The organism is Streptomyces sp. SudanB182_2057 (assembly GCF_964272715.1).
GTDB lineage: Bacteria > Actinomycetota > Actinomycetes > Streptomycetales > Streptomycetaceae > Streptomyces > Streptomyces rubradiris.
The window spans coordinates 7,839,316-7,859,874 of sequence record NZ_OZ186798.1 but is presented as its reverse complement, the minus strand read 5'-3'; the positions used below and the strand labels follow the sequence as shown (position 1 = coordinate 7,859,874).

Sequence of the window (20,559 nt, the reverse complement as noted above, 5' to 3'; positions counted from 1 at the left end):
GCTCACCCCCTGACCGGCAGCAGGCCGCGTTCGTAGGCCCTGGCCAGCCGCCGCGGTACCAGGTGCGACACCCCGTCGACCGTGACCGGCACCAGGCGGGGCGCGTCCGCCTTCCACCGGGCACGGCGGTGACGCGTGTTGCTGCGGGACATCTTGCGCTTCGGGACAGCCATGGGACCTCCAGGTCGGAAACGGAACTCGGCCACTCTACATGAAAATGATTCCCGTTTTCCTAGTGGCGGTGGAGGGGAATCTCGAAGTGCACGGTGCCGACGCCCGGACCGTGCTCGCCCGTGGTGCGCGCGTCGAACACCTCCTTCCCGATGCCGCGCCAGAAGGCCTCCGCGCCCTCCACGTCGACGTTGGTGTGGAGATAGATGCTGTCGTAACCGGGGGTCCCGGCGACGAAGTCGCACGCCCGCCGCACCAGCGTCCGCGCCAGTCCCCGACGGCGGTGCGGGGCGCGCACGTAGACGCGGACGAGCTGGGCGGTGGTGCCCGACGGGTAGCGTTCGGCGAGCCGGCGGGGGTGCGGCGGATGGGCCGGCCCCGCCGACCGCACGCCGGTCGTGGCCACCACCTCGTCGCCGTGGCGGGCGACGAGCAGGAGGTGGCGGGGGTGGTCCAGATACGTGGCCTCGATGTCGATGACGTCGCGGTGCCATTCGGGGACGTAGCCGTAGCCGAAGTCCCGGTAGAAGGTGTCCAGCATCAGTCGCCGCGCGCCTTCCACGTCGGCCTTCGTGGCGGGGCGGACGGTGTACGCCGGGTGCGGGGGGTGGCTCATCGCTGTCTCCTGGGGTGCGGGGGGGTGTCAGGGGGTCGGCAGGCCGGGTCCGGCGCAGCGCACGTGTGCCGCCGGCACCGTCCCGTCGACCAGGTACGCGGCGACCGTCCGGTCCACGCACGGGTTGCCCCGGCTGGCGAAGACCCCGTGGGAGTAGTCGTCGTACAGGGTGACGAGGCGTGAGCCGGGGAACCGGTGCGCCAGCCGCCGGGCTCCCTCGGCCGGGGTGACGGGGTCGCCTTCGGACGCCACCAGCAGCACCGGCGGGGCGTCCGGACTGCCGAGGCCGGGGCGCCGTCCGGGCCGGTGGTGCCAGAAGGCGCAGGCGGAGGCTTCCATCCCGGTGAGCACGGGCAGCGGATCGATCCGTCGTGTGCGCCGCAGGTCGGCCAGGACCCGGGCGGGTGCGGGACCGGGCCCGTCGGCGCACTTCACGATGCGGTTGGCGGACTCGTAGGTGCGGGAGGCGGCGCCGTCGAACGGCGTTTCGGGGCGCAGCCCGCCGGTGCCGCCGTCGCGCAGGTACGCCCGGATGCCGTCCGCGAGGCCGGTCCAGCGTTCGGTGCGGCCGAGGGCGCGGTAGACGGCGCGGTCGAACTCGGCGGGGCCGAAGCCGTCCACGGGGTGGGCCGCGAGCCCGTCGCGGACGTGTGCGTAGGCCTGGCGCACCTCGTCGGCGCGACCGCCGAGGCCGAAGCGGCTCCGGTGCCGGGCGGCCCAGGCGAAGAACACCTCGCGCTGGCGCAGCAGGGCCCGGCTCTGGCGCAGGTCGAAGTCGTACCAGCTCCACGGGCCCACCACGCTGTCGAGCACCATGCGGCCGACCCGGCGGGGGAACAGGGCGGCGTAGGCGGCGCCGAGGTAACTGCCGTACGAGACGCCGAGGAAGCCGATCCGCCGCTCGCCGAGGGCCGAGCGGAGGGCGTCCATGTCGCGGGCGGTCTCGGCGGTCGACAGCTGGGACAAGGCGTCGCCCGCACCGGCGGCGCAGTCGTCCGCCATGCGCCGCAAGGAGCCGAGGTACGCGGCCTCCGCCGCACGGCCGACGGGGACGGGGTCGGGGGCCGGGCTGTCGAAGAGGCCGCCCATCGCGCCGCAGTCGGCCGGTGCGCTCAGTCCGGTGCCGCGCGGGTCGAAGCCGATGACGTCGTACGCGCGGCGGACGCTCTCGGGGAGTTTCGCCCGCTTGGTGACGGCGTACGACAGCCCCGGGCCGCCGGGCCCGCCGGGGTTCACGAGGAGGACGCCGCGCCGCTCGCCGGGTGTGCCGGAGGCGGGCACCCGGGAGACGGCTATGCGTATCCGCCGGCCGTCGGGGCTCTCCCGGTCCAGCGGGACCTCCAGCCAACCGCATTCCACCCGGTCGGGCGGCGGCGGGGACGGCACGGACCGGGGGCAGGCGCCGAACCGCAGTGGGGCGGGGGCGGCAACGGCCTCAGATGGTACGGGAGTTGCGGCGGAAGGGGCCGCCGGGGCCGGGACGGCGGCGGTGGTGACGAGGGCGCACAGAGCGCTCAGAGGGCGTACGGCAGGGAGCACGAGTCTCGCATTCAGAGAACCGACGTGACATCAGATGACAATGAAAACGAATATCGATAAGGTCCCCCTCGGTCAAGCCGACGCATGCGCGACACGCCGTCGGCACGACAGCAGTCCTTCGTCCACACCGTGAAAAGGGGAAGCCGTGGCTCATCTGCTGATGGTCGAGAGCTGGGTCGGATCGATGAGCAGACTCCTGCCACGGGCGATCCGCGAGGAGGGGCACGAGTTCACCTTCCTCACCCGCGACCTGCACCACTACCTGCGCTCCGCGCCCGAGGGCACCGCACACCCCCTGCTGGCCGCCCGCCATGTGCTCACCGCCGACACGAACGACGACGAGACGCTGCTGCCCTTCGTCCAACGGGCCCACGACAGCCTGTGTTTCGACGGCGTGATCACCTCCTGCGACTACTACCTCCCGGCCGCCGCGCGGATCGCCGGACGGCTCGGGCTGCCCGGCCCCGCCCCCGAGGCGGTGGAGAACGCGTGCCGCAAGGACGCCACCCGCCGGATCCTGGCCGAGGCCGGTGTGCCCGGCCCCCGCTTCGCGGTCTGCGGCGACTGGGCCGAGACCGCCGCCGCGGCCCGGGACCTCGGCTACCCGCTGGTGCTCAAGCCGGTGGACCTGTGCGCCGGGATGTTCGTACGGCGCGTGGACGACGAACCCGCCCTGGCACACGCCTACCGCGCGCTGGCCGGCTTCCCCGTCAACGCCCGCGGACAGCGCCGCTCCCCCGTCGTCCTCCTCGAAGAACTCCTCGAAGGGCCCGAGGTGAGCGTCGAGACCGTCGCCCACGGCGGCACCACGCACGTCGTGGGCGTCACCGACAAGAGCGTCGGCGGCGCACCCGCCTTCGTCGAGACCGGGCACATGTTCCCCGCCGCGCTCCCGCCCGCCGACACCGAGGCGGCCGAACGGACGGCGCTGGACGCGCTGAAGGCCCTCGGACTCGACTCGGGCGTGGCACACACCGAGATCAAGCTGACGCCCGCCGGGCCACGCCTGGTGGAGGTGAACCCGCGCCCCGCCGGCAACCGCATCACCGAGCTGATACGCCATGTGACCGGCATCGACCTGGCCGCCGCCGGAGTCGCGGTGGCCCTCGGCCGCGCACCGGACCTGCGGCGCGCGGACACCGGCCTCACCAGCGCCGCCATCGCCTTCCTCGTGCCGGACGGCGACGGCGTGCTGGAGGCGGTCGACGGCGCCGACGAGGTGCTCGACGCGGCCGGTGTGCTGGAACTCCGGCTCCCCGAGCCCGGCACGGCGGTGCGGGCGGCGGCCAGCAACAACGAGTACCTCGGGCACATCATGGCCGGAGACACCGGCGGGCTCGGCGCACGCGACCGCGTCGAGTCCCTGCTCGCCGGACTGCGGCCCCGGGTGGTGGCCCGATGACCGCCCCCACCGGCATACGGACCACGGCCTCCTCGTACGACGACCTCGTCCGGCGGGTTCTCGACGGCCGCCTCGGACCGGACCCGGCCACCCAGCGCATCACCGTGGCGTTCACCACCCGGCAGGCGGTACGCCACGACGGGCGCGGCGGCGGGTACCGCAACGAGGTGCTGAGCCTGCGCCTGGGCGAAGCCGTCGGCTCGTGCGCGGTCGAGCCCGGCGCGCTGCCGGACGGCGCCGTCGAGGACTGTGTCGGCGCCGACGTCGCCCGGCTCCTCGGGCACGAGCTGCCGCCGGTGCGCGTGGCAGCCCTCGACGCGTACCTGATGCACGTCCGGCCGCACCTCCCCGCCAACGGCGCACGGCCCTGCCCGTTGCCGGCGGGCACCTCGCTGCACAAGTCCCAGGCCCGGGCCCGCGCGGTCGTGGAGCTGCTCGACGCCCCGCCCGGGAGCACCGTGCTCGTGGTCGGCGTCGTCAACTCGCTGCTGGAGGCGCTGCGGCAGCGCGGGCTGGCGTACGTCCCGTGCGACCTCAAGGGCGGCACGACCGAGTGGGGCGAGCCGGTGCGGACCGACGCGCCGGCGGAGCTGGAGCGCTGTGACGCGATCCTCGCCTCCGGCATGACGCTCGGCAACGGCAGCTTCGAGCCGCTGCGGGAGCACGCCCTGCGGCACGGCAAGGAGCTGGTGATGTTCGCCCAGACCGGCAGCGCCGTCCTGCCGCACCTCATCGGCGCCGGGGTCAGCGCGGTGTGCGCGGAGCCCTACCCCTTCTTCTGGCTGGACGGCGGCCCGGGGACCATCCACCGCTATGGAGCCGCCCTGTGACCACGGCCGTCCTGCGCCCGGCGGGCAACCGCGAACTGCTCGGCCTGCTCGGCGGTACGCCGCTCGCCCGCATCACCGTCGACCTGCCGTGTCCGCACCCCGGCTTCTGGGCGAAGCTGGAAGCGCACGGCGTCGGCGGCATGAAGGCCCGCGCTGCCGTCTCCATGCTGCTCGGCGCCCGGGAGCGCGGTGAACTCCAGCCGGGCGCACCGGTGGTGGAGTCCACCTCGGGAACGCTCGGTGTCGGCCTGGCCTTCGCCGGGCAGGCACTCGGGCATCCCGTCGTGCTGGTCGGCGACATCGAACTGGAGCCGTCGATGCGGCAGTTGCTGCGCTCCTACGGCGTCCGGCTGGAGCTGGTGGACCGCCCGGCCGCCGAGGGCGGCTGGCAGGCCGCCCGGCTCGCCCGGCTGCGCGAACTGCTGGCGCTGCTGCCCGGCGCGTACTGGCCCGACCAGTACAACAACCCCGACAACAGCGCCGGTTACGCGTCCCTGGCCGCCGAGCTGGCCACCCAGCTCGACCATCTGGACGTCCTCGTGTGCAGCGTCGGAACCGGCGGGCACAGCGCCGGCATCGTCGGCCCGCTGCGCCGGCACTGGCCGGGGCTGCGGCTGATCGGCGTGGACGCCACCGGCTCCACGATCTTCGGCCAGCCGGCCAGGCCCCGGCTGATGCGGGGCCTGGGCAGCAGCATCCACCCGCGCAACGTCGCCTACGACGCCTTCGACGAGGTGCACTGGGTCGGCCCGGCCGAGGCCGCGGACGCCTGCCGGCGGCTGGCCGCCGGAAACTTCGTCAGCGGGGGCTGGAGCACCGGAGCCGTGGCCCTCGTCGCCGCCTGGGCCGCCCGGGTACACCCCGGCGCGGTGGTCGCCACCGTCTTCCCCGACGGGCCGCACCGCTACCTCGGCAGCGTGTACGACGACGACTTCGCCGCCGCGCACGGGCTCGACCCGGCCCGCGCCGCCACCCGCCCCGTCGAGATCCCGCACCCCGGGGCCGTGGAGGCGACCGGCTGGGCGCGGTGCCGGACCGTCCGCGATCCACTCGACACCCCTACGGAAGAGAACCCCTGTGAAGGCCAGTCAGCGCACCGCACATCTGCGTCTCACCGAGCCGCTGCGCATATCCCGCTCCACGATGGCCGCCCGTGAGGCCGTCTGGCTGACCGTCGAGCACGAAGGACAGCACGGCCACGGTGAGGCCGTCACCAGCGTCTACTACGGCCTCGACACCGAGACCCTGACCCGGCTGCTGCACGCGGAGACGCGGTGGCTCGCCCGGTTCGCCACGCCCGAGAGCGCCCTGGAGGCCCTGCGCGACGGCGAGCGTCCCGGCGCTCCGCCCGCCGTGGTGGCGGCCGTCGAGTCCGCGCTGCTCGACCTCGTGGGCAAGCGCGCCGGGGTCCCGGTGCACGAACTCCTCGGGGCCCCGGCGGCTCCGGCCGCCCGGACCGCCCGGACCATCGGCCTGATCCCGGCCGGCCGGGCCGCGGCACAGGCCGCCCGCCTCGTCCGGGACGGCTTCTCCGTCCTCAAGATCAAGGCCGGTGCCCGGGACCCCGCCGAGGACGTGGAGCGCGTACGGGCCGTACGCGCCGCCGCTGCGCACGCGCGGCTGCTGCTGGACCCCAACGGGGCCTGGGACGCGGACACCGCGCGGCGCCTGCTGCCACTCTTCGCGGAGCTGGGCGTCGAGGCCGTGGAGCAGCCCCTGAGGCCGGGCGACCCGGAGGCGCTCGCCCGGCTCGCCGAGGGGTCGCCGCTGCCGATCGTCGCCGACGAGGACGCGGTCGGCGTCGAGGACGCCCGCCGGCTGGCGGGGCGGGTGCAGGGCATCAACGTCAAGCTCGCCAAGTGCGGCGGCGTGTACGCGGCGCTCCGGATCGCCGGGCTGCTCGAGGGCAGCGGCACCGAGCTGATGCTCGGCTGCCTGACCGCCAGCACCCTCGGCATCGCCCCGGCCGTGCACCTCGCCGACCGCGCCCGCTGGGCCGACCTCGACGGGCACCTGCTCCTCGCCGACGACCCCTGGACCGGCATCGGCGGCCACGACGGCACCGTACGGGCGAGCCGGGAACCCGGCCTGGGCGTGCGGCCCCGCACCCGGCACACCGAGGGGGCGGCGGCATGAGGACGTGGCACGAGATACGCCGCTTCCCGCTCGCGATCCGGCTGCTGCTGGTCAACCAGCTCGGCGTCAACACCGGCTTCTACCTGCTCGTCCCCTACCTCGCCGTCCACCTGGGCGAGGACCTGGGGATGTCGGCGGCGGTCGTCGGCATCGTCCTCGGCGTGCGCAACCTCAGCCAGCAGGGCCTGTTCCTCATCGGCGGCTCGGCCGCGGACCGGCTGGGCGCGCGCGGGGTCATCATCGCCGGGTGCGCGCTGCGTACCGTCGGTTTCGGGCTCTTCGCGCTCGGCGACGGGCTGCCCGTGCTGCTCGCCGCCTCGGTGCTCAGCGGACTGGCCGGGGCGCTGTTCAACCCGGCGGTGCGCGCCTATCTCGCGCTGGCGGCGGGCGACCGCAAGGCGGAGGCGTTCGCCCTGTTCAACGTGTTCGCGACCGCCGGCGCACTGATCGGGCCGCTGCTGGGCAGCGCGCTGCTGCTGGCCGACTTCCGGGTCTCCGCGCTCACCGCGGCGGGAATCTTCGCCGTCCTCACCGTGGCGCAGGCACTCGTCCTGCCGGCCCACGAGGTCGCGCCGGCCCGCGGCAGCGTCCTCGGGGACTGGCGGGAGGTGGCCGGGAACCGCCGTTTCCTGCTGTTCGCCCTGGCCATGGTCGGCATGTTCACCATGGAGAACCAGCTCTACCTGCTGCTCCCCGACGGCGCGCGGAAGGCGACCGGCTGGGACGGGGCGGCGGGCCTGGTGTTCCTCGTCGGCACCCTCACCAACCTCGGCCTCCAGCTGCGGATCACTCGCGCGCTGAAGTCGCGGGGCGCCCGGGCACGCTGGATCGGCGCCGGGCTCGTGCTGATGGCGCTGTCCTTCGTACCGCCGATGGCGGTGACGGGGTACGCGACGGCTCCCGGCGGCCACACGGACGCGGTGCTGCGCGCCCTGCCCGTGCTGGCCGGCGCACTGCTGCTCTACCTGGGCGTGATGACGGCCCAGCCGTTCGTGATGGAGCTGATCCCCGGCTTCGGCCGCGCCGAGCTGACCGGCACCTACTTCGGTCTGTTCTACGTGGTGTCGGGCATCGCCGCCGCCGTCGGCAACACCGTCGTCGGCTGGGCCATGGACACCGCCGGACCGGCGGGCGCGCCCTGGCTGCCCTGGGCGTGCTGCCTGGCCTTCGGGCTCGCCTCCGCCGCCGGTGTCGCCTGGCTGCACCGCCGCCGCGTCCTGCCCGCCGTCGCCGCGCCCGTACCGGCGCCCGCGTGAGGAGACACCCATGGACGACCCGCTCTCGAGGAACCTGCTCACCGACAACCCGGCGCTGTACGAGGCGCGTTTCCCCGATCCCGGACGGCTCGCCGGGCGCTGGGCCGAGGACTGCCTGCGGCGGTACGCGGCCCCCGGCCCCCGCGTGCTGGACCTGGGCTGCGGCACCGGCCGGGACGCCGCCCACCTGCACGCGTCCGGCCGTACGGTCACGGGCGCCGATCTGTCGCGGGCCATGCTGGAGTACGCCCGCGCACACCATCCCGGGCCCGCCTACGTCCGGGCCGACCTGCGCGGCTTCGACCTCGGCAAGGGCGCCTTCGACGCGGTGGTGTGCCTGGACAGCGCCCTGCTGTACTGCCACACCAACGACCAGCTCGACGGCTTCCTGGCCTCGTGCCGCCACGCGCTGGCCGACGGCGGGCTGCTCGTCGCGGAGATGCGCAACGGCGCGTTCTTCCTCGGCCGTACGGAGCTGCTCGACACCCCGGCCGTCAACGGCTTCGAGTGGCAGGGGGTCGGCTACCGCTCCACCACCCGCCTGTACGTAGACCGCACCGCGCAGCTGCTGCGCCGCACCCGCGTGTGGACCGCCGACGACGGCTCCCCACCCGTCGAACAGCGCTCCGCGTGGCGGCTGCTCTTCCCGCAGGAGCTGCGCCGGCTCCTCGCCGCCCACGGCTTCGAGGTGCTCGCCCTGCACGACGGGCCGGGCCCGCGCACCGAGCCCGTGTGGCACGAGGGCGATCCGCCCGGCGAGACGGCCGACGCCGACCGGCTGCACCTCGTCGCCCGCCTGGCACACCGCCCCTGAATCCCCCACGCCGACAACCGCTCGCACGGCACACCAAGGACACGTCATGAACTCCCCTCAGACACCGCTGGACTTCCGCTTCCCCGGCCTGCGCCGCCGGGGCTTCCTCGCCGGGGCCGGGGCCATGGCCGGCCTCGGCGCGCTCACCGTCACCGGTTGCGCCGGTTCCGGCTCCGCCGACACGGCCGGTGAGGGCGACGGCAAGCCCCGGCGCGGCGGACGGCTGCGTGCCGCGTTCGCCGGCGGCGGCGCGTCCGAGACCCTCGACCCGCACCTGGCCAACCTGTTCGCCGACGTGGCCCGCGCCAAGGCCCTCTTCGACAAGCTCGCGGACTACGGCGCCGACCTGTCCGCCCGGCCGCGCCTGGCCTCCGCGTGGGAACCGAACGCGGGCCTGGACCGCTGGAAGGTCACCCTGCGCGAGGCCGCCTTCCACGACGGCAGGCCCGTCACCGCCGAGGACGTCCTGTACAGCTACCGCCGCATCGCCGACCCGGGCGAGGCGTTCCGCGCCAAGGCGTCCCTGGAGCCCATCGACCTGGCCGCGAGCCGGGCCCTGGACCCGCGCACCGTCGAGTTCGTCCTCAAGCGGCCGACCGCCGAGTTCCCCAACGTGCTGGCCGCGTTCGGCGCGTACATCGTGCCGCGCGGCGGCCAGGACTTCGACGGCCGGCCGGTGGGCAGCGGACCGTTCCGCTTCGTCTCCTTCGCGCCCGGCAGGTCGGCCGTCCTACGGCGCAACGAGGACTACTGGGACGGCGCCCCGTACCTGGACGAGGTGGAGTTCGTCGTCGCCAACGAGGAGTCGGCACGGATCAACGCGCTGCTCGGCGGCCAGGTCGAGTACGCCCACGAGCTGAACCCCGCGACCGCCCGCGCCCACGAGGGCAAGGGGCACATCGAGATCGTGCGGCTGCGCAACAGCGTCATGCAGTCCTTCGCGATGAAGACCGACCGGCCGCCCTTCGACGACAAGCGGGTGCGCGAGGCGTTCTTCCTGATCGCCGACCGCGAGGAACTGGTCGACGGCGCCCTGTCCGGCACGGGCGAGATCGGCAACGACCTGTTCGGCAAGGGCTACGAGTACTACGCCGCGAGTCTCCCGCAGCGCGCGCAGGACCTCGGCCGGGCCAAGGCGCTGCTGAGGCAGGCCGGCGCGGAGGGGCTGAAGGTCACCCTGGACACCTCGCCCGTCGCCGCCGGGTTCACCGAGGCCGCCGCGATCTTCCGGGACCAGGCCGCCAAGGCCGGTGTCACCGTGGAGATCAGGACCGGCAGCAAGGACAGCTACTGGAAGGACATCCTCGACTCCGGCACCCTCTGCTCCTACCGCTCCGGCGCCATGCCCATCGAGGCGCACATCTCCCAGCGGCTGCTGACCGGCTCCACCACGAACGCCACCAAGTGGCACCACAAGGACTTCGACGCGCTGTACCAACAGGCCCAGTCCACCAAGGACAAGAAGGAGCGGGCCGCCGTCTACGAGCGCATGCAGCGCCGGCTGTACGCCGAGGGCGGCTTCCTGGTGTGGGGGTTCGCCGACTGGATCATCGGCACCGCCCGCACCGTCCGGGGGGTCGCGGCCGGGGCGCCCGCCAACTCCCTCGACTGGGCGCGCTTCGACAAGGTGTGGCTCGCGTGACCGGACTCCCGTCCTGGATCGCCCGGCGGCTGCTGCTCGGCGCCGCGCAGACGGCGGCCGTCGTGCTGCTGGTCTTCGCGCTCACCGAGGCGCTGCCGGGCGACGCCGCCGTGGCCCTCGCCGGTGACCAGCCGGACCCGGAGCGGATCGCGGCCATCCGGGAGGCCATGCACCTCGACCGGCCGGCGCACGAACGGCTCCTGGAGTGGGCGGGCGGGCTGGCGCGCGGCGACTTCGGCACGTCACTGGCCTCGGGGCGGCCCGTCAGCACGTACATCACCGGCGGTTTCGGCCCGACGCTGCTGCTCGCCTCGCTCACGGTGGTGCTGCTGGTGCCGGCCGGGGTCGGTCTGGGCGTGCTCGCGGCCCGCCACGAGGGGCGGTTCGTGGACCGGTTCGTCAGCTCGGTGACGCTGGGCGTGTACGCGGTGCCGGAGTTCGCCTTCGGCGTGCTGCTGACCACGGTGTTCGCGCTGCGCCTGGGCTGGCTGCCGCCGACCGCCGTCGGGTACGGCACCGACCTGCTGGCCCATCCCGCCGCCCTGGTGCTGCCCGTGCTGGTGCTGCTGTCCCGGCCGGTGTGCTCGCTGGCCCGCCTCGTACGGGCCGGGATGGCCGACGCGCTCGACTCGCCGTACGTCGCGCAGGCCCGGCGTTACGGCGTCCCGGGCGCCCGGGTCCGGTACGGGCACGCCCTGCCGAACGCGATCACGCCCGCCGCCCAGCAGCTCGCCCGGACCATCGACTGGCTGCTGTGCGGGGTCATCGTCGTGGAGGCGCTGTACGTGATCCCCGGGCTCGGTACCGTCCTGATGAACGCCGTCGCCGAACGCGACGTCCCGGTGGTGCAAGGCCTCGCCGTCGTCTTCGGCGTGACGACCGTCGTCCTGAACCTGGGCGCCGACCTGGTCGCCCGCCGCTTCGCGCCGCGATCGGAGGTGGCGGCATGAGGTCGCGTTTCGTCGCCGGGGGGCTCGTCGTCGCCGTGCCGTTGCTGCTGGCCCTGCTCGGGCCGCTGTGCGCGGGGGATCCGGGGCCGCGTGCCGCGTCCTTCACGCTCGGGGGCGGGCACTGGCTGGGCACCGACTTCGTCGGGCGGAACGTGTGGCGGCAGGTGCTGCTCGGCGGCCGGTCCGTGGTGCTCGTCTCGCTCGCGGCGACCGCGCTGGCGTACCTGGTCGCCCTGCCCCTCGGGCTGATCGGCGCGCTCACCCACCGCGCCTGGCTGGAAGAGGTGCTGATGCGGCCCCTGGACGTGCTGCTCGCCGTGCCGTCGCTGCTGATGATCCTGCTCGTCGCCTCCGTCGTCACCCCGGGGACGGCGGGTCTGGCGCTGCTGGTGGCCCTGGTCAACATCCCGGACGCCGCCCGGATCGTACGGGCCGCCGCAGCGGAGGTGGCGTCGCGTCCCGCGGTCGAGGCGCTGCGCATGCAGGGCGAGACCTGGTGGCGCACGGCCGTCGGCTACGTCGGCAGGTCGGTCGCGCGGACGCTCGCCGCCGACGCCGGCGTACGGCTCACCGGGGTGCTCTACCTCGTGGCCACCGCCGCGTTCCTCGGCGTGGGCGTCGAGCCGGACGCCTCCGACTGGGCGGTGATGGTGGACCGCAACCGCACCGGACTGTACGTCCAGCCCTGGGCGGTGGTGGTGCCCGCCCTGCTGATCGTCGCCCTTACCATGGGCGGCAACCTGCTCGCCGACGCCGCACTCGCAAAGAGGAGACGCACATGAACGCGGTCGCCGAGATCAGGGACCTGCGCGTGGAGATCGACGGCCGGGCGATCGTCGACGGAGTGAGCCTGCGGGTCACCGCGGGCAAGGTCACCGCCCTGGTGGGCGCGTCCGGCAGCGGCAAGACGACCACGGGCCTGGCGCTGCTGGGCGAGTACCCGGCCGGTGCCCGCGTCACCGGTGCGGTACGGGTCCCGGACGGGCTGGTCGGCTATGTGCCCCAGCACCCGGGCGCCGTCCTCAACCCGGCGCGCCGCGTCGGCGCGCTGCTGCGGGACATCGCCCGTACGCGGGTGCGCGGACTGCCCCGGCCGGAGCGACGGGCCGCCGCGCGCCGGCAGGTCCTGCGGGCCCTGTCGCTGGCCCAGCTCCCGGACCCGGAGGCGGTGCTGCGGCGCTACCCCCATCAGCTGTCGGGCGGCCAGCAGCAGCGCGTCGTGCTGGCCCAGGCGCTGCTGCTCGGTGCCCGGGTGGTGGTGGCCGACGAGCCGACCACCGGCCAGGACGCGCTGACGAAGCGGCGCATCGTGGACCAGCTGGCGGCCGTCGCCCGCCAGGGCATCGCCGTCGTCCTGCTCAGCCACGACCTGGACGTGGTACGGGCACTGGCCGACGAGGTCCTCGTCCTGCGCCAGGGCCGCATGGTGGAGTCCGGCCCGGCGGACCGTCTGTGGCAGGCGCCGCGGCACCCCTGGACGGCCGAGCTGCTGGCGGCGGACGGCCCGGCGGACCGCGCCGGGCTCCCGGACGCCGGGGAGGAGGTGCTCCGGGTCCGGGGCCTGACCGCCCGGCACGGCCGGACCACGGTGCTCCGCGCCCCCGCGCTCACCCTCCGCACCGGCGAGTGCCTGGCCGTGGTCGGCCGCTCGGGCAGCGGGAAGACCACCCTGGCGCGCTGTCTGGCGGGCCTGCACCGGGGCCACGACGGGGAGTTTCTCCTCGACGGCGCGCCGCTCCCGCGCAGCCTGCGGGACCGTACACGCGCCCAGCTGGCCGCCGTCCAGTACGTCTTCCAGGACGCCCGGGCCGCCTTCGACGAGCACCGTTCCGTCCTGGCGCAGGTGGCGCGCACGGCGGTGCGGCTGCGGGGAGCGGCGGAGGCGGACGCCCTGGCCGAGGCGGTGGCCACCGTCACCGGTCTCGGGCTCACCGAGCGCCAAGTACGGCGCGGGCCGGGGCGGTTGTCCGGTGGCGAGCTCCAGCGGGCCGCCCTCGCCCGCGCCCTGCTCGCCCGGCCCCGCGTGCTGATCTGCGACGAGATCACCTCCGGGCTCGACACGGTGACCCGCCGGGGCATCCTCGACACGCTCGCCGGCCTGCTGCGCGACCGCCGGGACCTGTCGCTGGTCCTGATCACCCACGACCTCGGCACGGCCGCCGCCCTGGCGGCCCGTATCGCCGTACTGGACGACGGCGAGGTCGTGGAGGAGGGTCCCGCGCAGCGGATCCTCGCCTCACCGCAGCATCCGTTCACGGTGTCCTTGCTGGAGACGACGGCCCGGATGACACCTGACGGCGGTCCGCCGTACCGGCGGGCCCGGCCGGGGTGAGCGCGGTGGCCGTCTTCGGCCGGTCCCTCTCCGCCCGCTCCACCACTGGGCGCGTGCTCGAAGTGACGGCCCGGCCCCGGGTGCCGACGGTGACGCGGCCGAACGGGCGCCGACGGCATGCGGGGCCCGCTGCCCGCGCGGAGGATGCCGTACAGGGCGGGTACGGCACGGGCGCCGCCCCCGGACGTCGCGGAGGAGGCCGGCATGGCGTGGGTGGTGCTGTTCCTGTCCGGGATCATGGAGACGGTGTGGGCCGCCGCTCTCGACGCCTCCGAGAACCTCTCCCGGTTCCGGCCCGCCGCGCTGTTCGTCGTCGCGCTCCTGCTCAGCATGGCCGGCCTGTCCTACGCCATGCGGGCCATCCCGATCGGCACCTCCTACGCCATCTGGGTCGGCATCGGCGCCGTCGGCACCGCCCTGTACGGCATGGTCTTCCAGCACGATCCGGTCGGCGTCGCCCGGCTGCTCTGTCTCGCCCTGATCATCTGCGGGGTCGTCGGTCTGAAATTCCTGCACTGACCGGGGCTGGACGAAGTGCTGGGCGAGGTGCTGCGGGTGGCCGACGCGTGCGTGCGCGTGCGCGTGAAGACCGTCTCGCCGTCAGCCGAGCGCCTTCTCCTCCATCAGACCCTTCAGTTCCGCGTCCGAGAGCGGGTGCAGCGTGTCCAGGAGGCGGCGCAGGGCCGGTTCGTCCAGGGTCTGGCTGCTGACCTCGGCCTCCACGGCGCCGTGCCGGCGGGTGAGGGAGGTGTGGCGGCCGCCGGGGAACGTCCGGACCACGCTCATGTCGCCGCGCTTGTCCACCGCGCAGGTCACGTCCTTCTCCGGGGGCGTGGGGCATGAGGGGCGCGGGTCGCGCGGCATCCGGACGCTGAGGCCGACGTAGCCGTCCCTGCGGACGGAGTGGTACTCGACGGCGAAGGCGACGGAGCCGACGTCGGCGCGGGCCACGCGCATACCGGGAGGTGTGTCGATCGTGTACAGGAGTTCCCGGTGCTCCCGGTACCGCGCGACCTCCCCCGTGTGCCGGCGTTGCCGCGCCTGGTCCGGGCCGATGAAGCCGCCGTAGGCCACCGCGGCGGCGAGGACCACCATCGCGCCGAGCCGTACCCGCCGGTTCGGCACGAAGAACGCGGCGGCCACCGTGTACGACGCTCCGGTCAGCGCGACCCGGGTGCCCGCGCTCCCCAGGTGGACGCCGTCGTCGTAGACGGCCAGGCCCGCCAGGACGCCGAGGGTGCCGAGGACGAGGACCAGGGCCGACCAGCCGAACCGCTTCGGTACGGAGGCGCAGAGCGGCACCACGGCCTTCACTGGTGCGCCCATGATGGACAGCAGCACGACCAGCAGCGGCACGCTCACCGCCACTACCGGCACCAGCGCCCCGTACCCGCCGGCCCAGGCCGCCGCCAGCAGCGCGAAGCCGACTGCCGGCATCACGGCCGACATGAGCGCCCAGACCAGGAGGAGATGCAGGGCCGTCAGCGCCCTTTCGTCACTCGTCATGGCGCGGAGCCTGCCAGGGTTCACCCGGGCGGGCATGAGTCGTCGTACTCAGTGTCCCGCTCGACTCGCCGACCGCGGACGGGAGTTGGAACGGCGTTCGCGGAGTGGGGGCAGCGGTGCGGGTGGGTCAGGCCGTCGCCGGGAGCGCGTACCGCACGCCGGTCAGTGCCTCCGACAGCTCCCACAGGCGGGCGGCGGTCGCCGGGTCGGCGGCCCGTGGCGCCAGCTCCACCCGCCTCGGCGCGCCCCGCAGTTCCGCCATGCCGTCCGGCCCGTACAGCTCGCCGCCGCGCGCGTCCTCGGCGGTGGCCGCGTACAGCTGGGGCAGGGCGCCCTGGTCCGGGGTCTGGGCGAGCGGCAGCAGCAGGCGGCCGAAGAGGAACTTCACCATGCCGACGGGGGCGGCCGTCTGGAGGTTGGTGGCCGTGTAGCCGGGGTGGGCGAGCACGCTGCGGACCGGGCTGCCGGCCGCGCTCAGCCGCCGGTGCAGCTCCCGGCCGAAGACGGCGTTGGCGAGCTTGGACTGGTTGTAGTACGCCATCGGCGCGTACGTGCGCTCACCGGTCGGGTCGTCGAAGAAGATCTGGCCCTGGCGGTGGTTGGCGGAGGTCACCGTGACCACGCGGGGGTCGTCGCCCCGGGCCAGCAGGTCGAGCAGCAGGCCGGTGAGGGCGAAGTGGCCGAGGTGGTTGGCGGCGAACTGGACTTCCTGCCCCTGCCCGGTGAGCGTCCTGGGCGGCGCCATCACACCGGCGTTGTTGACGAGCACGTCGGGGCGGACGCCGTCGGCGCGCAGCCGGTCGGCGAACGCGCGGACCGAGTCCGGGTCGGACAGGTCCAGCCGCCGCACCTCCAGCCGGGCCCCGGATCCGCCGGCCGTCGCCTGCGCGACCGCTCGCCGCCCCTTGGCCTCGTCGCGGACGGCGAGGATCACCTGGGCGCCCTTGCGCGCGAGTGCCCGGGTGGTCGCCAGACCGAGGCCGCTGTTCGCGCCCGTGACCACGAACACCCGCCCCTCCTGGTCCGGGATCCGATCGGCGGTCCAGCTCTTCTGTCTCGTCATGCGGCTCACCGTGCCCTACGTGTCACCAAGTGTCAAGTACGACATTGAGAGCCAGACAAGGCACGGCGGATACGATGGGGAGATGACTTCCCGTCCCGTAGGAACCCTGGCCCAGCGCAAGCGGCAGCTCGTCGCCGACGAGTTGACCCAGGCGGCGCTGGGCCTGCTGGCGCGGGGCGGGTTCGACGCGGTCACGGTGGACGAGATCGCCGCCGCCGCGGGGGTGTCCAAGCGGACGTTCTTCCGCTACTTCGCGTCGAAGGAGGACGTCGTCGTCCAGTTCCTGACCGGGCTGGGCGCGGCCATGCGGGAGGAGCTGGCGAACCGCCCGGCAACGGAATCACCGTCCACCGCGCTGCGGCACACGGTGTGGCGGTCCATCGACATGTGCGCGGGTCAGACCGAACGGACCCTGAGGGTCGTGCAGTTGATCCTCGGGACCCCCGCCCTGCTCGCCCGCTTCCTCGAACGCCAGGCCCAGTGGCGCGAGGAGCTGGCGGCCGTGGTGGCCGAGCGCCTCGGCCTCGACCCGGCGACGGAGCTGTACCCGCGCCTGGCCGCCGGGATGGCGCTGACCGCCTTCCACACGGTGCTGCAACAGTGGAGCGAGAGCGACGGCACGGCGGATCCCGCCGCACTGACCGACGGCTGCTTCGCGGTCATCGCGCCGGCGTTGGACGCCGTGGCAGGCGAGTAGACCTCACAGCCGAGCCGTGGCCGGCGGAGTGTGCGGGCACGGGTGAGGGCCGCGGCGGCGCGGCGAGGTGTGGGCACGGATACGGGCGGGGAACGCGCGCTGAGCACGCGTGCGCGGAAGAGGTCGGTCGCCGCGTGTGACAGTGGTCCGGGCCTGGTGGTGCGGGTGCCCCTCGGGCGCTCAGGCCGGCATGTCCGCCCCGGCGCCCGCCGGTGCGGCACCCGCCGGTTCGGGGGCGGGCTCGGGCACCGCCGTCGCGGGGGCCCGGGCCGCGCGTCGTCCGGCGAGTCGGCAGCCGAGGCAGCCCGCGTGGCCCTGCCGAGCGGACCGGTCCCGCACACCCAGGGGGTGCTGGCCGACCGGCCGCACCCCGGGCGGCTTGCCCCAGCCGGCCAGGTGGAGGATCCACGTGACGACCACCGCCGCCGCCGTGAGGGCCAGCCCCAGCCAGATCCCCGGGCGCCAGCCGCAGACGCCGACACCGATGACCGCGGTGCCTATGGTCGCCACGGCGCAGCCGGTCCATCCCGCCACCGTGTGGCCTTCGTCATGGAGTCCGCTCACGTGCCCCCTCCTCGGCCCGGCGCCCCTCTGCCCGAATGACGTGGCGAGCAGGGAATCTATCCGGGGGGCCGGGAAGCCGCAATGGACCCCGGTGGGACGACCGGAAATCAGGGGACACGTGACGTCGTCCTCGCTGAGCGGCTTTGCCGAAATGCTGTGGGCGGGGCTTATGTTGGGCGAGAATTCCGCGTTCCGTGGGTGTGTGGGGCCGTCGCTTCCGCTGTGGGGCTCGGGAGCCCGTGCCGACGGGCCGTGCCGAGACCGCGAAGCACCGGGGAGCCGGATCATGTCCTACGCCGACTACCAGTACGAGATCTACCTCGACGGGCTGCGCGGAGTGATGCCCAGCCTGCCGATGACCTACGCGGACCTCGAAGAACGGGCGCGGGCGGCCATGTCGCCGTCGGTCCGCTCGTACGTGGCCGGCGGCGCCGGCGACGAGTACACCCAGCGGGCGAACGTCACCGCGTTCGAGGGCTGGGGACTCGTACCGCGGATGATGGTGAGCCCCACCCGACGCGACCTGTCCGTGGACCTGTTCGGCATGCCGCTGGCCACGCCGCTGTTCATGGCGCCGGTCGGGGTGATCGGGCTGTGTACCCAGGACGGCCACGGCGATCTCGCCGCCGCGCGGGCCGCCGCCCGTACCGGCGTGCCCATGGTCGCCTCCACCCTCACGGTCGACCCGATGGAGGAGGTGGCCCCCGAGTTCGGCGACACCCCCGGCTTCTTCCAGTTGTACACGCCCACCGACCGGGAGGTGGCCGAGAGCCTGGTGCGCCGGGCGGAGGCCGCCGGGTTCCGGGGCATCGTGGTCACCCTGGACACCTGGATCCCCGGCTGGCGACCGCGCGATCTGGCGGACGCCAACTTCCCCCAGCTGCGCGGCCACTGCCTGGCCAACTACTTCTCCGACCCGGTGTTCCGCTCCCGGCTCGCCAAGTCCCCCGAGGACGATCCGGCGGCCGCCGTGATGCACTGGGCGCAGCTCTTCGGCAACCCGCTCACCTGGAACGACCTGCCTTGGCTGCGGTCGATGACCGATCTGCCGCTGATCCTCAAGGGCATCTGCCACCCCGACGACGCCCGCCGCGCCAAGGACGGCGGTGTGGACGGCGTCTACTGCTCCAACCACGGCGGCCGGCAGGCCAATGGCGGCCTGCCCGCACTCGACGCCCTGCCCGCCGTGGTCGAGGCCGCCGACGGCCTGCCCGTGCTGTTCGACTCCGGGGTGCGTACCGGAGCCGACGTCGTCAAGGCCATCGCCCTGGGCGCCACGGCCGTGGGCATCGGCCGCCCCTACGCCTACGGCGCGGCCCTCGGCGGCACCGACGGCATCGTCCACGTCCTGCGCTCCTTGCTCGCCGAGACCGACCTCCTCATGGCCGTCGACGGCTATCCCACCCTCGCCGACCTCACCCCGGAGGCACTGCGCCGCGTCCGCTGACCGACGGAACCGCCGTGCGCCCGGGGGCCGTCGCCGTGTCCGGCCGCCCGGCCGGAGCAACTCCAAGGAGTACGAACCCTTATGAGCATCCCCGAAGGACACCTCCCCTCGGACGCACCGCCTTGGGACGACATCGGCCGCCTCGCCGCGCTCTTCACCAGCCTGGACACCGGGCGCGGCATGACGCCGGAGCAGCAGTGGACGCTGCAAGCGCTCAAGATCTCCGAGGAGGCCGGCGAGACCGCGCAGGCGGTGATCGGCGCCTGGGGCACCAACCCCAGGAAAGGCCAGAGCCACACCTGGCGGCACGTGCAGGAGGAGGTCGCGGACACCGCGATCACCAGCCTGGTGGCGCTGTACCGGATGCTCGGCGAGGAGGCGCCCGCGTTCTTCGCCGCCGTACTCGCCGAGAAGTCCGCGAAGTTCCTAGCGTTCGAAGCGGCCGGAGACCAGCGGCACGAGGCGCCGGGCGCCCCGACGGCGGACCCACGGGAAGGACGCTGAAGGGGGAATCGGCAGCGCGGATCGGAGCGTGACGCAGCGACCCGGTGCGCCAGGAAAAATCACGTGCCGCGCGAAGCCCGGGCGTCGATAATCCACGCGTGGCCACCATGAGCGTCGACGGGACGGAACCCGGCGCGTCCCCCCGGTCCTCCCTGACCGCACTGGCCGGACGCGGCTTCGGCGCGATCCCGCCAACCGCCCTGGTGCTGCTGGGCGTTGTCAGCGTCCAGGTGGGATCGGCCTTGGCCAAGCACCTGTTCGACACGGTGGGCAGCTTCGGGACGGTCGCATTGCGCCTGTTCTTCGCGGCCGCGGTGCTGATGCTGCTGTGGCGGCCGTCGCTGCGCATGCCTCGCCGCACCTGGGCGGTGGTACTCGGCTACGGCGTGACGCTCGGCCTGATGAACCTGTGCTTCTATCTGGCGCTGGCCCGCGTTCCGCTGGGGATCGCGGTCACCACCGAGTTCCTCGGACCGCTGGCGGTCGCCCTGGCCGGATCCAGGCGCTGGCTGGACGCCCTGTGGGCCCTGCTCGCGGCGGGCGGTGTGGTCCTGCTGATGGAGGGGGGCGGCGACCTCGACCCGGTCGGTCTGTTGTTCGCCCTCGCCGCGGGAACGTGCTGGGGGCTGTACATCCTGGTCGGCGCGGCGCTGGGCCGCCACACCACGGAGGGGCGCGGTCTCGCTCTGGGCATGGCCGTCGCGGCCCTGGTGGCCGTGCCGTTCGGCGTGGCCGACAGCGGAACGGCGCTGGCACGACCATGGATCCTGCTGGCGGGCCTCGGGGTGGCACTGCTGTCGTCGGTGATCCCGTACTCGCTCGATCTGGAAGCACTCCGCAAGGTCCCACCGCACGTGTTCGGGGTCCTGATGAGCCTGGAACCGGCGATGGCGGCCCTCATCGGCCTGGTCGTCCTCCAGGAGTCGCTGCACTGGACGCAGTGGATCGCGGTGCTGTGCGTGGTCGCCGCATCGGCGGGCGCCACCCGCCCCACCGACACCCGCCCCGACGACGCCTAGCCCGCCGGGACCCGCCTCGCCGACGCTCCCCGACGACACCTAGCCCGCCGGCACCTGACCCGCCAGCGCGC

Annotated in this window: 21 protein-coding genes; 15 read left to right on the top strand and 6 right to left on the bottom strand. The window is 74.2% G+C overall.

Translation table 11 applies throughout. From position 1 onward, the window contains the following. Window positions 1–2 precede the first annotated feature (2 nt). The 3 genes from rpmF to ACSURM_RS34925 are packed head-to-tail and all read right to left on the bottom strand — an operon-like array spanning window position 3 to window position 2,173. Complete coding sequence (gene rpmF / locus ACSURM_RS34935) at window positions 3–173, bottom strand: 50S ribosomal protein L32 (protein ID WP_436959960.1); 171 nt, start codon at window positions 171–173, stop codon at window positions 3–5. Window positions 174–232: 59 nt separating this feature from the next. Continuing rightward, window positions 233–787 carry a GNAT family N-acetyltransferase gene (locus tag ACSURM_RS34930; RefSeq protein ID WP_436959959.1) on the bottom strand — a complete coding sequence of 185 codons (555 nt, stop codon included), beginning with the start codon at window positions 785–787 and terminating at the stop codon, window positions 233–235. A gap of 27 nt (window positions 788–814) precedes the next feature. Then, window positions 815–2,173: an alpha/beta hydrolase gene (locus tag ACSURM_RS34925; protein ID WP_436959958.1), complete on the bottom strand. Its 1,359-nt coding sequence runs from the start codon at window positions 2,171–2,173 to the stop codon at window positions 815–817. A 298-nt stretch (window positions 2,174–2,471) separates the two neighbouring features. Between ACSURM_RS34925 and ACSURM_RS34920 the strand changes: the two genes are divergently transcribed. The 11 genes from ACSURM_RS34920 (at window position 2,472) to ACSURM_RS34870 (ending at window position 14,207) form a co-directional block, all read left to right on the top strand. Next, window positions 2,472–3,728, top strand: coding sequence for an ATP-grasp domain-containing protein (locus ACSURM_RS34920; protein WP_436959957.1), 1,257 nt, complete (start codon window positions 2,472–2,474; stop codon window positions 3,726–3,728). After that, window positions 3,725–4,558, top strand: a complete 834-nt coding sequence (locus tag ACSURM_RS34915) for a Rossmann-like domain-containing protein (protein ID WP_436959956.1) — start codon at window positions 3,725–3,727, stop codon at window positions 4,556–4,558. The genes ACSURM_RS34920 and ACSURM_RS34915 overlap by 4 nt, the downstream gene beginning before the upstream one ends. Next, entirely contained in the window at window positions 4,555–5,715 is a 1,161-nt protein-coding gene (locus ACSURM_RS34910) for a PLP-dependent cysteine synthase family protein (protein ID WP_436959955.1), read from the top strand. Before ACSURM_RS34915 ends, ACSURM_RS34910 begins: the two co-directional genes overlap by 4 nt. Next, window positions 5,636–6,694 carry a mandelate racemase/muconate lactonizing enzyme family protein gene (locus ACSURM_RS34905; protein ID WP_436959954.1) on the top strand — a complete coding sequence of 353 codons (1,059 nt, stop codon included), beginning with the start codon at window positions 5,636–5,638 and terminating at the stop codon, window positions 6,692–6,694. The genes ACSURM_RS34910 and ACSURM_RS34905 overlap by 80 nt, the downstream gene beginning before the upstream one ends. Further along, complete coding sequence (locus ACSURM_RS34900) at window positions 6,691–7,950, top strand: MFS transporter (RefSeq protein ID WP_436959953.1); 1,260 nt, start codon at window positions 6,691–6,693, stop codon at window positions 7,948–7,950. Before ACSURM_RS34905 ends, ACSURM_RS34900 begins: the two co-directional genes overlap by 4 nt. A 10-nt stretch (window positions 7,951–7,960) precedes the next feature. Beyond that, complete coding sequence (locus ACSURM_RS34895; protein WP_436959952.1) at window positions 7,961–8,764, top strand: class I SAM-dependent DNA methyltransferase; 804 nt, start codon at window positions 7,961–7,963, stop codon at window positions 8,762–8,764. 46 nt (window positions 8,765–8,810) lie between these two features. Further along, window positions 8,811–10,406, top strand: a complete 1,596-nt coding sequence (locus tag ACSURM_RS34890; RefSeq protein WP_436959951.1) for an ABC transporter substrate-binding protein — start codon at window positions 8,811–8,813, stop codon at window positions 10,404–10,406. Then, window positions 10,403–11,356 carry an ABC transporter permease gene (locus tag ACSURM_RS34885; protein ID WP_436959950.1) on the top strand — a complete coding sequence of 318 codons (954 nt, stop codon included), beginning with the start codon at window positions 10,403–10,405 and terminating at the stop codon, window positions 11,354–11,356. The genes ACSURM_RS34890 and ACSURM_RS34885 overlap by 4 nt, the downstream gene beginning before the upstream one ends. After that, entirely contained in the window at window positions 11,353–12,138 is a 786-nt protein-coding gene (locus tag ACSURM_RS34880) for an ABC transporter permease (protein WP_436959949.1), read from the top strand. The genes ACSURM_RS34885 and ACSURM_RS34880 overlap by 4 nt, the downstream gene beginning before the upstream one ends. Continuing rightward, window positions 12,135–13,688: an ABC transporter ATP-binding protein gene (locus ACSURM_RS34875; protein ID WP_436959948.1), complete on the top strand. Its 1,554-nt coding sequence runs from the start codon at window positions 12,135–12,137 to the stop codon at window positions 13,686–13,688. The genes ACSURM_RS34880 and ACSURM_RS34875 overlap by 4 nt, the downstream gene beginning before the upstream one ends. 204 nt (window positions 13,689–13,892) lie before the next feature. Then, on the top strand, window positions 13,893–14,207 hold the full coding sequence (locus tag ACSURM_RS34870) for a DMT family transporter (RefSeq protein ID WP_436959947.1): 315 nt from the start codon (window positions 13,893–13,895) through the stop codon (window positions 14,205–14,207). Window positions 14,208–14,288: 81 nt separating this feature from the next. Here the strand turns inward: ACSURM_RS34870 and ACSURM_RS34865 are convergent, their stop codons facing one another. Together ACSURM_RS34865 and ACSURM_RS34860 are read right to left on the bottom strand one after the other, a co-directional pair. Further along, window positions 14,289–15,194: a hypothetical protein gene (locus ACSURM_RS34865; protein ID WP_436959946.1), complete on the bottom strand. Its 906-nt coding sequence runs from the start codon at window positions 15,192–15,194 to the stop codon at window positions 14,289–14,291. A 127-nt stretch (window positions 15,195–15,321) separates the two neighbouring features. Then, on the bottom strand, window positions 15,322–16,257 hold the full coding sequence (locus ACSURM_RS34860) for an oxidoreductase (RefSeq protein WP_436959945.1): 936 nt from the start codon (window positions 16,255–16,257) through the stop codon (window positions 15,322–15,324). A gap of 82 nt (window positions 16,258–16,339) precedes the next feature. Between ACSURM_RS34860 and ACSURM_RS34855 the strand changes: the two genes are divergently transcribed. Continuing rightward, entirely contained in the window at window positions 16,340–16,954 is a 615-nt protein-coding gene (locus tag ACSURM_RS34855) for a TetR family transcriptional regulator (RefSeq protein ID WP_436959944.1), read from the top strand. Between the two features lie 180 nt (window positions 16,955–17,134). On the opposite strand, the gene ACSURM_RS34850 is transcribed toward ACSURM_RS34855, so the two are convergent. Further along, window positions 17,135–17,518, bottom strand: coding sequence for an HGxxPAAW family protein (locus ACSURM_RS34850; RefSeq protein WP_436959943.1), 384 nt, complete (start codon window positions 17,516–17,518; stop codon window positions 17,135–17,137). A 286-nt stretch (window positions 17,519–17,804) separates the two neighbouring features. Between ACSURM_RS34850 and ACSURM_RS34845 the strand changes: the two genes are divergently transcribed. The 3 genes from ACSURM_RS34845 (at window position 17,805) to ACSURM_RS34835 (ending at window position 20,488) form a co-directional block, all read left to right on the top strand. Further along, the gene (locus tag ACSURM_RS34845) at window positions 17,805–18,965 is read left to right on the top strand and encodes an alpha-hydroxy-acid oxidizing protein (protein WP_436959942.1); all 1,161 of its coding nucleotides are present in this window, start codon (window positions 17,805–17,807) and stop codon (window positions 18,963–18,965) included. A gap of 81 nt (window positions 18,966–19,046) precedes the next feature. Continuing rightward, complete coding sequence (locus ACSURM_RS34840; RefSeq protein WP_436959941.1) at window positions 19,047–19,469, top strand: MazG-like family protein; 423 nt, start codon at window positions 19,047–19,049, stop codon at window positions 19,467–19,469. A 107-nt stretch (window positions 19,470–19,576) separates the two neighbouring features. After that, window positions 19,577–20,488, top strand: coding sequence for an EamA family transporter (locus tag ACSURM_RS34835; RefSeq protein ID WP_436961250.1), 912 nt, complete (start codon window positions 19,577–19,579; stop codon window positions 20,486–20,488). Window positions 20,489–20,559: the final 71 nt, after the last annotated feature.